The organism is Streptomyces sp. CNZ287, assembly GCF_007827615.1.
The window spans coordinates 290,633-303,670 of record NZ_VISV01000001.1; the positions used below are offsets into that span (position 1 = coordinate 290,633).

Sequence of the window (13,038 nt, forward strand, 5' to 3'; positions counted from 1 at the left end):
CCACGGCGCAGCTCGTCCACCGGGGTGTGGGGGCACGCGGCGCCGCAACGGGCCACGGAGACGCTGTACAGCTACCTGTCCCGCCTGCGCCGTACCCTGGCCGGCTCGCAGGCAACCCTCCACCGCAGCCCCGACGGCTACGAACTGGCCGTGGGGCCCGCCGGCTCGGTGGACGTCCACCGCTTCCGCCTGCTCCTCACCCGCGCCCGCGCCGCGACGACGACCACCGACGCCGCGGCCGCCGGGCTCTTCCGCGAGGCACTCGCGCTCTGGCGCGGCCTGCCGTTCCCCGGCGTCGACACCCCGTGGTTCAACGGCGTACGCGACGCCCTCGCCAAGGAGTTGTTCGCCGCGGAGCTGGACAGCGCCGACGTGCGGCTGCGCCTCGGCGACCACGCCGCGCTGCTGACCGGACTCGCCGCGCGCAGCGCCGCCCACCCGCTCGACGAGCGGCTGGCCGCCCAGTACATGACCGCCCTCTACCGCTGCGGCCGCCCGGCCGACGCGCTCGACCACTACCGGCGCATCCGCCGCCTGCTCGCCGAGGAGCTGGGCATCGACCCGGGCCGGCCGCTCCAGCAGGTGCACCAGGCCGTCCTGGGCGGCGACCCGGAGCTGAGCGTGCCGGAGCCCGCCGGGGCGGCCCCGGTGCGGCGGCCGGAGTCCGCCCCGCCCGCGTGGCTGGCGCAGTGCCAACTGCCTCCCGACGTACGCGGCTTCGCCGGCCGTACCGACCTCGTCGCCCGCCTCGCGGAGCTGCTGGAGTGCCGCGACGCCGCGCCCGTCGTCGTCTCCGGCTCGCCGGGGGTCGGCAAGTCGGCGCTGGCCGTCCACCTCGGGCACCGGCTGCGGCGGGCGTTTCCCGACGGCCAGTGGTACGTACGGCTCCAGGGCACCCGCGAACGCCCCCGTGACCCCGCCGACGTCCTCGCCGCCCTGCTGCGCGCCTCCGGCGAGGACGCCGCCGCCATCCCCGAGTCGCTGGAGGACCGCGCCAGGGCGTTCCGCGGCCGGGCCGCCGACCGCCGCGTGCTGCTGGTGCTCGACGACGCCGCGGACGCCGAGCAGGTACGTCCCCTGCTGCCCGGCACCGCGGGCGTCGCGGTGCTCGTCACCAGCCGCTCCGACCTGCGGGGCCTGACGGCCAGCCACGCGGCGCACCCCGTACCGCTGGACGTGCTGCGCCCCGGCGAGGCCGGCGACCTGCTCGCCGGCATCCTCGGCGAGCGGCGCGTCGCCGCCGAGCCCGCGGCGGCGGCGCGGCTGGCGGAGCTGTGCGCCCGGCTGCCGCTGGCGCTGCGGATCGCCGCGGCCAACCTGGCGGCGCGGCCGGGGCGTTCCCTGGAGGCGTACGCGGACGAGCTGGCCGGCGACGGGCGGCTGGCGAAGCTGTCCATCGCCGGCGACCGCGAGGCCGCGGTCCGTACCGCCTTCGACCACTCCTATGCGGCCCTGGAGCCGGCCGCCGCCCGGCTGTTCGGCCTGCTCGGGCTCCACCCGGGGCCGGACTTCACGGCGGCGTCGGCCGCCGCGCTGCTCGGCTGCCCGCCCGCGGCGGCCGAGGAGCCGCTGGACCGGCTGGCGACCGCGGGGCTGGTGCAGCACACGGGCGCCGACCGGTTCCAGTTCCACGACCTGCTGCGGCTCTACGCCGCCGAGCGGGCGGCGGCGGACCCGGGGCACGAGGCCGCGTGGCGGCGGCTGTGCGACTGGTACCTGACCTCCACGGACGCCGCCACGGCCGTCGACTTCTCGGGCCTGGCCCAGCTTCCCCGCCCCCGTCAGCCCTCCGGCCGGTTCCGCGCCGGACCGCAGGCGCTCACCTGGCTCGACGCGGAGCGGGCCAACCTCGTCGCCGTCGTCAACCGCGCCGCCACGGCAGGGCCGTACGCGATCGCCTGGCAACTGGCCGACCAGTTGCGGATGTTCTTCTTCTACCGCCGCCACCAGCCCGAGTGGCAGGCGACGGTCACGGCCGCGCTGCGCGCGGCGGAAGAGCACGGCGACGTGCTGGCGCGGGGGGCGATGTACCACGGCCTGGGGCTGCTGCGGCAGAGCACCGGCGACTCCGGCGCCGCGCTCGCAGCCCTCCACCGCGCGCTGGACGACTACCGTGCCACCGGCCATCAGCGCGGCGAGGCGGCGATCCTCAGCAACCTGGCCGTCCACGCGGGCCAGCACGGCGAGATGCGCCGGGCGCTGCACTGGCAGGAGCAGGGCATGGAGGTGCTGCGCTCCCTGGACATGCCGGTGCAACTGGCCAACTCGCTCAACACCCTGGGGCTGATCCACGTCTACCTCGGGCAGCTCGGAAGCGGACTCGCGTGCACCACCGAGTCGATCAAGGTCTGCCTGCACCACCGGCAGCCCCCGCGGGCCATCAGCCCGCTGATCAACCGCTCCCTCGTCCACCACCACCTGGGACGCTACGAGGAGGCCCTGGCGGACGCCACCGAAGCGCTGCGGCTCTGCCGGGAGCACCGCGAACGCCACAACAAGGCCGACGCCTACGAGGCCGTCGCCCGCGCCCACCTCGGCAGGCGCCGCCCCGACCTCGCCGGGCCCCACGCGGAACGGGCCCTCAGGACCGCCCGCGAGGGCGGCGACCCCACGGAGGAGGCGGACGCCCTGATCACCCTCGCACGCCTGCACCGCATGCGCGGCGACCTCACCCGTGCCGCGGACCACCTCACGGCGGCCCTGGCCCTCACCCGCCGCTGCGCCTTCCGCCACCAGGAGGCCGAGGCCCACGCCGCCCTGGCCCTCCTCCGTCTCGACACCGGCGACGCGGCCACGGCCACGGACCACGCCGAACTCGCCCTGGCGACGGCCCGCGAACTCGACCTCCCCCTCACGGCCCACCACGCCCTGACGGCCCTCGCGGCGATCGCTCACGCGACGCACACCCCCGGCAAGGCCGCCCTCCACACGGCAGAGGCCCACCGCATCGAGGAGAGAACGGGCTACCACCCGCCCCCCGAACCCTTCACCCGGGACTGGCGGTTCAGCGGTCCTCGTACGGGGCGGGGTGATTACCCGTGATTAGCTTGCGGGTTGCCTTGACGGCCTTCGGAGGGTGGCGGCACAGTCCCGGTAATACGCATTAGCTGCCGCCCCTCCCGGTCCCGCTCCCCCGCTCGTGCGTATGAGCACGTCGCGTCGCGCGCAGCCGCCCCATCCCCGCAGCCGACAGAGGAGCCCCCCGCGGCTGACGCGCGGCGCGCGGCGACGGCGGCCGGCTACCGCAGCACCCGCGCCGGGTCCCCGTCGCCGTCCACGTCCGCGTCCGCGTAGTCCAGCACGGGGTTGGGGTCGTCGGCGCCGGAGTCCACGACCAGCCACGTCGCCGCCGCCCCGACGAGCAGCCCGGCGATCCCCGCCACTGCGGGCAGCCTGCTGCGCAGCACCCCGCCGAGAGCACGCAACCCACCGCTCATGCGCGCGAGCGTAGCCGTACGCGCCACCCGCCCGCGGGCGATCGGCCACACCCGCCCGCCACCACGCGAAACAGGCGGCGCACCGGCCGCTGTCCCCCGCGCGAGCTACGCGCAGGTGTCATCCATGAGGTGACGATTCCGGGGCCGCCGGGTCCCTAGCGTTCTGCTCAACCGGAGTGCGGCCGGCCGACCACCGGGCCACCCCGGCCGAACCGGCCGACCGGGCCGCCCCGGCTGACTCCGCCCGGATTCCCGCCCATTGGAGGACATCGTGTTCCGCAGCATCCGCAGCAACGGCACCGCGACGGCACTGGTCTGGCTGTGCTGTACGGCGGCCGGCGCAGGGCTCGTCGGCTGCTCGGACTCAGGCCGTCGTCTACGCGTACCGGCAGGGCCTGGTGACCTGACACCCCGCTCGGCGCGCGCGGTGCTCAGTGGCCGCGGAGTTCGGCGCGGGCGGCGTCGAGGTCGGCGGTGCGCGGGCGGTTGTGCGGGAGCTTGGAGAGGACGACCGCCATGCCGCAGGTGTTCGTCAGCGCGGAGAACACCAGGCCGCCGGCGATGCCGGCCGAGATCAGCAGCAGCGCCGGGTGGACGAGGACGCCGAGGAGGAGACCGAGGAGCACCAGGCTGCCCGCGGTGAAGCGCACCTGGCGCTCCATGCTCCAGCCGGCCCGGGTGTCGCAGGCCGCCGGGGTGTGCAGGTCGTGCCCGGCGGCGGCCCAGGCGCCGGTGCCGCCGGCGAGGGTGGCGGCCTCGATGCCCTGCTCGGCGAGGAGCTTGCAGGCGCTCTCGGAGCGGGCTCCGGAGGCGCAGACGACGAGGAGATCGCGGCGCCCGGCGGCGTGGCGTATGTCGTCCAGCGCGGTGCGCAGGTGGTCGAGCGGGATGTTCACGGCGCCGGGCAGGTGGCCGGAGGCGTACTCGGCGGGGGTGCGCACGTCGACGACGGCGAGTTCGCCGAGGCGGGTGCGGGCCTGGTCCGTGGCGACGGTGGCGGGAATGCGGGTCATGGCGGGTGGTGTCCTTACTGTTCGACGTCGTCCCTGGCCGGGACGTACGATACCCATAGGGGTATTTTTCCGAGGAGTGAGCGTGGAACTGGAGCTGGAGGGCGCGGACCTCAAGGCCGTGCTGAACCGTCTGCGCCGGGCCCAGGGCCAGATCTCCGGGGTGATCCGGATGATCGAGGAGGGGCGCGACTGCGAGGACGTCGTCACACAACTCGCCGCGGCCTCCCGGGCGCTGGACCGGGCCGGGTTCGCGATCATCGCGACCGGACTGCAGCAGTGCGTGACCGACATGGAGTCCGGCCGCAAGAACGGGGAGGACCCCGAGGCGATGCGCGCCCGCCTGGAGAAGCTCTTCCTGTCGTTGGCATGATCACTCCGCACGGCCGGCTCACGCCACCGCGTCGATGAGCATGAACGCGGCCACCGCGAGCAGCACGACGGCGAAGACCCCCCGCAGGGTGTCCCCGGAGACCCGGGCGGCGAGCCGCTTGCCGCCGGCCGCGGCGAGGACCGCGCCGCCGGTGAAGGGGCCGACGACCGCCCAGTCGAGGTCCGCGACGGTGCCCGCGCGGGTGGCGAGCGCGGCGAGTGCGTTGACGGTGATGACGAGCAGGCTGGTGCCGACCGCCGCCTTCATCCGCATGCCGAGCACCCCGATGAGCGCCGGTACGGCCAGGAAGCCGCCGCCGACGCCGACGAACCCCGTGACCCCGCCGAGCCCTGCCCCGGCCGCGGCGGCCCGCCCGGGGCGTACCGCGGGGGTGGCCTCCGCGCGCCGCCGACAGCGCAGCATGCACACCGCGGCGGCCCCCGCGACCACGGCGAAGGCCGCGGTCAGCACCGCGCCGGGCACATGGCCCGCGAGCGCCCCGCCGAGCATCGCGGGTCCGGCCCCCGCCGCCGCGAACAGCAGGCCCGTACGCCACCGCATGTGGCCCTCGCGGGCGTGGGCGGCGAGCGCCGTGGCCGAGGTGAGGGCGACGATGACCAGGGCGGCGGAGGTCGCGGCCACGGGGCCGAAGCCGAGCAGGTAGATCAGCGCGGGCACGGCCAGGGCGCTGCCGCCGCCGCCGAGCGCACCGAGGGCGACGCCGATGAGCGCGCCGGCGGCGAGGGCGAGTATGAGGGCGGTCACGGGACGGCGCGGGTGCGACGGGGCCCGTACGGCGGAGCGCCACCGGGGCGTATCGCCCGCCGGCGGGCGGTCACCGGGCGGTCCGTACGGGAAGCCCCGCCTCGGCGGCGGAGTCGAAGGAGTCGTCGACGGCGACGACGTCGCGGCCCGCGGCGTCCAGCAGGGAGGCGGCGATGGCGGCGCGCATGCCGCCGGCGCAGTGGACCCACACCTCACCGGCGGGGATCTCGGTCAGCCGTTCCGGCAGGGTGTGGATGGGGATGTGGACGGAGCCCTCGACGTGTCCGGCGGCGCGGCGCTCCGCGTCGCGGCGTACGTCCAGGACGACGGCGCCGGACGCCTTCCCCGCGAGATCGGCGAAGGTGGCGCGGGGGAAGGAGGCCGGTGTCTGCCCGTCGCGTACCCAGTCGGCGGGCGTGCCGGTGGCCGCGGCGGCGGGGCGGTCGATGCCGACCCGTACCAGCTCGCGCTGGGCGTCGGCGAGCTGCCCGGCGGACTCGGCGAGCAGCGTGACGGGCTTGCCCCAGGGGATGAGCCAGGCGAGATACGTGGCAAGCTGCCCGGCGGCCTCGAAGTTGAGCGAGCCGGAGACGTGCCCCTCGGCGAAGGCGACGCGGTGGCGCAGGTCGACGACCCACTCCCCCGCGGCGAGCCGCCCGGCGATCTCCTCGGCCGCGGCGGGGGCGGGCGGGGTGAGGTCGACGGGGGCGGGGCCCGCGGTGTTGGCGGGGCTCATGTGGACGTAGTACGCGGGGGTGTCGTCGAGCCCGGCGAGCAGGTCGGCGACGAAGGTGTCGACGTCGCGGGTGAGGGCGTCGTTGACGGCCTTCTCGCGTCCGATGGTGGTGTCGCTGCCGCTCGCCTGCGTGGAGGAGCAGAAGCTGCCGAACCCGTGGGTGGGCAGCACGGCGGTCTCCTCGGGCAGCTCGTCGGCGAGCCGGCGCGCGGAGGCGTGCTGCGCCCGCGCCAGCCCCTCGGTGAGCCGCGGCTCGACCAGGTCGGGCCGCCCGACGGTGCCGATGAGCAGCGACCCCCCGGTGAACACGGCGACGGCGGCGCCGTCCTCCTCCAGCACGTACGAGGTGTGGTGGGGGGTGTGCCCGGGGGTGGCCAGGGCCCGCAGCGCGAGGCGGCCGTCGATCTCCGCACGGTCCCCGTCGCGCACGGGTACGCGCCGGAAGGCGACGCGGGCGCCGGCGGGCACGAGGTACGCGGCCCCGGTGACCCGGGCCAGCTCCAGGCCCCCGGTGACGTAGTCGTTGTGCACGTGCGTCTCGGCGACGTGCGAGATCCGCACTCCGCGCCGCGCGGCGGCGGCGATCACGCGGTCGATGTCGCGCGGCGGGTCGACGGCGACGGCGGTGTGTTCACCGCCGGCGAGATAGCTGCGGTTGCCGAGCCCCGGCACCTCGATCGTGTCGACGAAGAACACGACGTACTCCCTTCGGTGTCTCATTACCCCGGGGGGTATACGAGCGACCGTAGCACAATTACCCGGGGGGGTATTTTGGGAAGCGGGGAACATCCCCGGGGATCCGCCTGACGCCCCACGCACCGACCACCGGAAGGGCAGCCGACCGCCATGCGCTACGACCGCACCGTGCACCTCGACACCGACTTCACCACCGCCGTCGCCCGCACCCGCGACGCCCTCGCGGCGCAGGGATTCGGCATCCTCACCGAGATCGACGTCACCGCGACCCTCAAGGCCAAGCTCGACCACGACATGGAGGACTACGTCATCCTCGGCGCCTGCAACCCGCCCCTCGCCCACCGCGCCCTGGACACCGACCGCTCGATCGGCCTGCTGCTCCCCTGCAACGTCGTCGTCCGCCGGGACGGCGACCGCATCGCCGTGCAGGCCCTCGACCCCGGCACCATGGTCACCCTCACCGGACTCGACGCGCTGCGCCCGGTCGCCGAGGAGGCGACCGAACGCCTCGACGCGGCGCTCGCCGCACTCACCGCGGCCGGCCGGAAGGACTGACGCCCGCGTCCCTGGCGGCGGCCCGGGTGATGTTGCGGGCCATCCCGCCGAAGACGACGCGGTGGAAGGGGAACACCGACCACCAGTAGGCGTGCCCGGGGAGGCCGCTGGGGTGGAACAGGGCGCGCTGCCGGTACCGGGTACGGCCCGCGGCATCCTGCTCGGCGTACATCTCCAGCCACGCCAGCCCCGGCATCCGCATCTCCGCGCGGAGCCGCAGCAGGCGCCCGGGTTCGATCTCCTCGACGCGCCAGAAGTCCAGCGAGTCGCCGGCCCGCAGGTGCGCGGCGTCGCGCCGCCCGCGGCGCAGGCCGGCGCCGCCGGCGAACCGGTCGAGCCACCCTCTGACCGCCCAGGCGAGCGGGAAGGAGTACCAGCCGTTGTCCCCACCGATGGCCTCGATCACCTTCCAGAGCACGTCCGGGGGTACGTCGACGGAGAGCTGCCGTTCGTCCTCGTAGAGGCTGCCGCCCGCCCAGTCCGGGTCGGTGGGCAGCGGGTCGCTGGGCGCGCCGGGCACGGCGGCGGACGACCACCGGGTGGCGATTCGCGCCTCGCCGACGCGGCGCAGCGCCAGGGCCAGCGCCTCGTCGAACGGCAGCGGGCGCCCCGGCAGGTCGGGCACGTACCGGGCGATGTCGTGCTCGCGGCAGACCACCTCGTGGCGCAGCGACTCCGTGAGGGGCCGGGCGATGGCGGCGGGCACGGGGGTGACGAGCCCGATCCAGTGGCTGGACAGCCCGGGGGTGAGGACCGGCACGGGCAGGATGAGCCGCTTGCGCAGCCCCGCCGTGGCGGCGTACCGGCGCATCATCTCCCGGTACGTCAGGACGTCGGGCCCGCCGATGTCGAAGGCCCGGTCGACGTCCGGCGGCATGGCGGCGGAGCCGACGAGGTAGCGGAGCACGTCGCGGATGCCGATGGGCTGGGTGCGCGTGGCCACCCACCGGGGGGTGACCATGACCGGCAACCGCTCGGTCAGATAGCGCAGCATCTCGAACGAAGCCGACCCCGAACCGATCACGACCGCGGCACGCAGCACCGTGGCGGGCACCGCTCCGTCCAGAAAGATCCGCCCGACCTCGGCCCGGGACCGCAGGTGCGGGGACAGGGACGTCTCCGGCACCCCCCGCGGCGTAAGACCGCCCAGATACACGATCCGCCGCACCCCGGCGGCATCAGCCTGCCGGGCGAAGAGGCGGGCCGCCCGCCGGTCGGTCTCCTCGAACCCGCCACCGGAGGCGAGGGCGTGCACCAGGTAGTACGCGACGTCCGTCCCGCGCAGGGCGGCACCCACGGACTCCTCGTCCGTGACGTCCCCGCGCACGACCTCGACGTCCCCGGCCCAGGGATGATCGCGGAGCTTCCCGGGCGTACGGGCCAGACACCGCACGCGGTACCCGGCCGCCAGCAGCTCCGGCACCAGCCGCCCGCCGATATACCCGGACGCCCCGGCGACCAGGCACGTCAGCGACTCGGGCGCAGGCTGACCAACGGTGTCCATGATCGGCTCCTCCGGACGGACGGTCGTCACCGCGAAGCGGGTAACACGACTCCATGATCACGTCAGCGGGAGCAGGACGCGCGGCGGCACGCCCGAACACCAATCCGGGCACTCGACGCATCACCACTCGCCGCGCCCTTTGTCACGGGTCAGGGGGCAAATGAGCGCTTGCCCGGGTCTGGCGGCTGCATGAGGTCAACCCGCCGCGACGCGGAGTCAATTATTCCGCTGGAATGCGCGACGGCCTTGCCGTCGAACACTTGATCCCCCTAGCGTGGCTGCCCGTTCGAAAGGCGAACACCCGCTGCGCGCCGGACCGCCGAATCCTGCCCCGGCGCCGCGGTACCTGCCGATCAGCTCGCACCGCCGGGCAGGAGCGAGGGACCCACGGGTCCGGCCCCTGCCGGACCGCGCCGTCCCCGCGACGGCTAGGGGTGAGGCCCGCCGAAGCCGGCGGCCGGGCAGCTCCAGCCCGAACCCGACAGCTCACCCCGCAGGCGTCCGGAGAAAGAGGCCCGTACGATGTCATCCCCTCACGGCCGCCACCGCGCCGCGCGCCGTCCCGGCAGCGCCCGCACACTCGCCACCCGAGCCTCCGCGGCGGGCGCCACCCTCGCCCTCCCGGTCATCGGCGCGTCCACCGCCTTCGCCGAGGAGGACACCACTTACACCGTCGCCTCCGGCGACACCCTCTCCGTCATCGCGGCGGAGCAGGACGTCGACGGCGGCTGGCAGACGCTGTACGAGAACAACAGATCCGTCATCGGCGAGGACCCGAACCTGATCGCCCCCGGGATGGAACTCTCCCTGGACGGCCCCGCCGACGGCACGGGCACCAACGCAGACAACGCCTCCTACGGTACCGGCACCGCGGCGGCCGAGCCCACGGCCGTCATGCCCGTCGACGGCAGCACCCCCACGGCGGGCTACGAGGCGTCGGGCGCGAACTGGCAGAACGGCCACACCGGCCAGGACTGGTCCGTCCCCGTGGGCACGACGGTCAAGGCCGCGGCCAAGGGAACCGTCGTGGAAGCAGGCTGGGACGACTCCTTCGGCTACCAGATCGTCATCAGACACGGCGACGGCGACTACACCCACTACGCCCACCTCTCGCAGACAGACGTCTCCGCGGGCGACACGGTCGGCATGGGAGACCGCATCGCCCAGTCCGGCGCGACGGGCAACGTCACGGGCCCGCACCTGCACTTCGAGGTCCGCACGACCCCGGAATACGGATCGGCGAAGGACCCGATCACCTGGCTGGCCAACCACGGCGTGACGGCCTGACACACCCCGGGACGTCGGACACCCCCAGCCGGGTCATCGCGGGCAGGGCGAGAACCTTCTCCGCTGCTTCGCCACCCGGCCGGACGCAAAACTCGTTACTCCGCGTGCTCGGAGGTGCGCTACGGTTACCTTGCACCACGCGTCCTTGCGGAGGACGTACGCGAGGTGGCCCGCGGGGACGCAGCCCCTTCGGTCTGGTGATACGGCAACACGGTGCGCTCCCGGCGGGAGCCATCCGGCGCCGCCACCGCTACTGAAGGGAGCGCTTCCGATGGCTGCCGTCAAGTGCACGTCCGAGAATTGGAACTGGGTCCGTGAAGTCCTCGTCGGCATCACGGTGGGCCTCGGCTCCAACCTGCTCTGGCTGCTGGCGCGTGCCGTAGTGCACAGCCTCGGCTGAGCCGGGGCGGTGGGCGGGCCTCCAGGGGCCCGCCCTCACCTCACCGCCCGCTAGTCTACGAACCGTCATTGCGGCCCGACGGGCTTCCGCTCCGCTCCGGCGGAGTCACGAAGGACATGCCCCCACCCGCACGAGTCACCTCGTGCCTGGGGAACCTTCGTGCTCCTGCAACTGTCCGCGGCCGACATGGGCCGGCTCATCGACGTCGAGGGCGAGTCCGGACACAATCTGCTCACCGAGAAGCTGGAGGCCAAGCACGAGAAGATGAAGGGCCGTGAAGCCCCTCGTGGCGACGTCGCGTCATGGAACAACAGCATCCCGGTAGTGGTTAGGTCCCTGCTCGGCAAGGGACTCGACGGAGTGGAGGTGCTGGTCGAAGTCGGCCTACCGCACACCAGCTCCGCGGTCGACCTGGTCCTGTGCGGCCGGCGCCCCGGTACCGGGGAAGACTCCTATCTGGCCGTCGAGCTGAAGCAGGTTCGGCATGCCTCCGTCGATCCCCGCTCCCCGATCGCGGTGGATCTCGGTTTCGGTGACGGGAAGAACAAGCTGCATCCGGTGCGGCAGATCCAGCGCTACTGCGAATACATGACGCGCTATATCCGGCATCTTCAGCAGAGCGACGATGCGTTGACGGGGGTGGCATTCCTCCACAACGCCCGGGACGAACACGTGGAAGCGCTGTTCGCCCTGCCCGAGTCCGACCACGGCTGGCTCTACACGCTTGACGACCTGGACCGGTTCGAACGCATTCTGACTTCGAAGTTCACCGCTTCGTCGGGCAAAAGCGCCGCAAAGTCGCTGGTAGAGGACCGCCTGCACCCGCTGCGGAAGGTAACTGATGTGGCACGGCAGCGGTCCGTCACCGGTGGCGGGCTCACGCTCCTCGACGAGCAGTACCGCGCGTTCGACCTCATCACCCGGCAACTGGAGAGAGCCGCCCCCTTGGCCCGCGTGGGCCTCGAGCTGTTCTACGACACCGAAGCCGCCCACGGCCCCGCGTCTGGCGGCAAGCACGTGTACATCCTGCGCGGCGGCCCTGGAAGCGGAAAGAGCGCCGTCGCATTGGAACTGCAGCGGGAACTCGGGCTGAAGGGTCGTGAAGCGGTGCTCGCCAGCGGATCCCATGCGTACACGGAGACACTGCGCGAGATCATGATCGGGTCGGCGCGCCGCGGGCAGGTCGGGGACAAAGGCAAGGCGGCCCGCAAGCTCTACCAGTACTTCAACAGCTTCACCGACGCCCCGCCGGACAGTGTCGAAGTCCTGATCTGCGACGAGGCGCACCGTATGCGCCGCAACTCGACCGACCGCTGGACTCCGAAGGAGATCCGGGACGGCGACCGGCCGCAAGCCGTCGAGCTGTTCAGGGCGGCCAAGGTGCCGATCTTTCTGCTCGACGACCATCAGTCGATCCGCCCGGACGAGGTCGGCACGGCCGAGTACCTCAGCGAACTCGCCAGGGCCCACGGGTACACGGTCAGCATGGAGGACCTGGAGGGCACGTTCCGGGCGGGTGGCAGCAAGCGATACCAGAGCTGGGTCCAGCAGCTCCTGGGCCTGGGCACCGTCTCGGATCCGGTCGCGTGGCGGCCGGACGGGCGGATGACGCTGACGGTCGCCGACTCCCCGGAACAGATGGAGCAGTTCATTCGGGAACGCGGGGGCGAGGGGTCCACAGCACGCATGACCGCGGGATTCTGCTGGCCGTGGAGCAACCCGAACGGCGACGAACTCGTCGCCGACGTACAGATCGGCGAGTGGCACCGGCCGTGGAACGTGAAGCCGCAGCACGAGGTGCCGAACGCACCGAAGTCGGATCTGTGGTCCACCGATCCCCGCGGCATCGGCCAGATCGGCTGCGTCTACACCGCCCAGACCTTCGAGTACGACTGGAACGGCGTCATCATCGGCCCCGACCTGCTCTTCCGCAACGGCAGGTTCCGGGTGGAACGAACCGCCTCCTGCGATCCAGGCTTCCGCCGCGAGGTCGATGACGAGATCGTCCGGCGGTGCATCCGGAACGCCTACCACGTGCTCCTCACCCGAGGGGTGGTGGGCACGGTGCTCTACGCGGTCGACAAGGACACCCACAACGCGCTGCGGACACTCATCCCGGGGACCATCGGGCTGCAGGAGGTCGACGGCGCCCAGAAGCTCACCGCGGAGGGACCTCAGCTACCACGCGCCTACCGCGAACAGCGAAGGTAGCCTTGTTCCCGTCGTAGCTGCGGCCCGCCGGGCTTCCGCTCCGCTCCGGCGGAGTCACCAAGGA

Annotated in this window: 11 protein-coding genes; 6 read left to right on the forward strand and 5 right to left on the reverse strand. The window is 73.5% G+C overall.

The window, feature by feature from the left end:
• The first annotated feature begins 24 nt into the window (after positions 1-24).
• Complete coding sequence (locus FB457_RS01280; protein WP_486588891.1) at positions 25-3,042, forward strand: AfsR/SARP family transcriptional regulator; 3,018 nt, start codon at positions 25-27, stop codon at positions 3,040-3,042.
• Positions 3,043-3,239: 197 nt separating this feature from the next.
• Here FB457_RS01280 and FB457_RS01285 read toward each other — a convergent pair whose 3' ends face one another.
• Complete coding sequence (locus tag FB457_RS01285) at positions 3,240-3,437, reverse strand: hypothetical protein (RefSeq protein ID WP_145780499.1); 198 nt, start codon at positions 3,435-3,437, stop codon at positions 3,240-3,242.
• 431 nt (positions 3,438-3,868) lie between these two features.
• Positions 3,869-4,450, reverse strand: coding sequence for a rhodanese-like domain-containing protein (locus FB457_RS01295; RefSeq protein WP_047017839.1), 582 nt, complete (start codon positions 4,448-4,450; stop codon positions 3,869-3,871).
• A gap of 82 nt (positions 4,451-4,532) precedes the next feature.
• On the opposite strand from FB457_RS01295, the gene FB457_RS01300 reads away from it, so the two are divergent.
• The gene (locus tag FB457_RS01300) at positions 4,533-4,820 is read left to right on the forward strand and encodes a metal-sensitive transcriptional regulator (RefSeq protein WP_047017838.1); all 288 of its coding nucleotides are present in this window, start codon (positions 4,533-4,535) and stop codon (positions 4,818-4,820) included.
• Between the two features lie 18 nt (positions 4,821-4,838).
• Here the strand turns inward: FB457_RS01300 and FB457_RS01305 are convergent, their stop codons facing one another.
• Both FB457_RS01305 and FB457_RS01310 read right to left on the reverse strand, forming a co-directional pair.
• Entirely contained in the window at positions 4,839-5,585 is a 747-nt protein-coding gene (locus FB457_RS01305) for a sulfite exporter TauE/SafE family protein (RefSeq protein ID WP_047017837.1), read from the reverse strand.
• Between the two features lie 70 nt (positions 5,586-5,655).
• The gene (locus FB457_RS01310) at positions 5,656-7,017 is read right to left on the reverse strand and encodes a rhodanese-like domain-containing protein (protein WP_145780847.1); all 1,362 of its coding nucleotides are present in this window, start codon (positions 7,015-7,017) and stop codon (positions 5,656-5,658) included.
• Positions 7,018-7,167: 150 nt separating this feature from the next.
• Between FB457_RS01310 and FB457_RS01315 the strand changes: the two genes are divergently transcribed.
• Entirely contained in the window at positions 7,168-7,572 is a 405-nt protein-coding gene (locus FB457_RS01315) for a DUF302 domain-containing protein (protein WP_047017835.1), read from the forward strand.
• On the opposite strand, the gene FB457_RS01320 is transcribed toward FB457_RS01315, so the two are convergent.
• Positions 7,547-9,076, reverse strand: coding sequence for an SDR family oxidoreductase (locus FB457_RS01320; protein ID WP_047020337.1), 1,530 nt, complete (start codon positions 9,074-9,076; stop codon positions 7,547-7,549). The two genes, FB457_RS01315 and FB457_RS01320, sit on opposite strands and share 26 nt — an antisense overlap.
• Positions 9,077-9,598: 522 nt before the next feature.
• On the opposite strand from FB457_RS01320, the gene FB457_RS01325 reads away from it, so the two are divergent.
• The 3 genes from FB457_RS01325 (at position 9,599) to FB457_RS01330 (ending at position 12,974) form a co-directional block, all read left to right on the forward strand.
• Positions 9,599-10,363 carry a peptidoglycan DD-metalloendopeptidase family protein gene (locus tag FB457_RS01325; RefSeq protein WP_047017834.1) on the forward strand — a complete coding sequence of 255 codons (765 nt, stop codon included), beginning with the start codon at positions 9,599-9,601 and terminating at the stop codon, positions 10,361-10,363.
• Between the two features lie 271 nt (positions 10,364-10,634).
• The gene (locus FB457_RS35790) at positions 10,635-10,763 is read left to right on the forward strand and encodes a DUF6408 family protein (RefSeq protein ID WP_347612660.1); all 129 of its coding nucleotides are present in this window, start codon (positions 10,635-10,637) and stop codon (positions 10,761-10,763) included.
• Between the two features lie 159 nt (positions 10,764-10,922).
• A complete protein-coding gene (locus FB457_RS01330) occupies positions 10,923-12,974 on the forward strand; it encodes a DUF2075 domain-containing protein (protein ID WP_486588892.1) in 2,052 nt (683 codons plus the stop codon).
• Positions 12,975-13,038 lie beyond the last annotated feature (64 nt).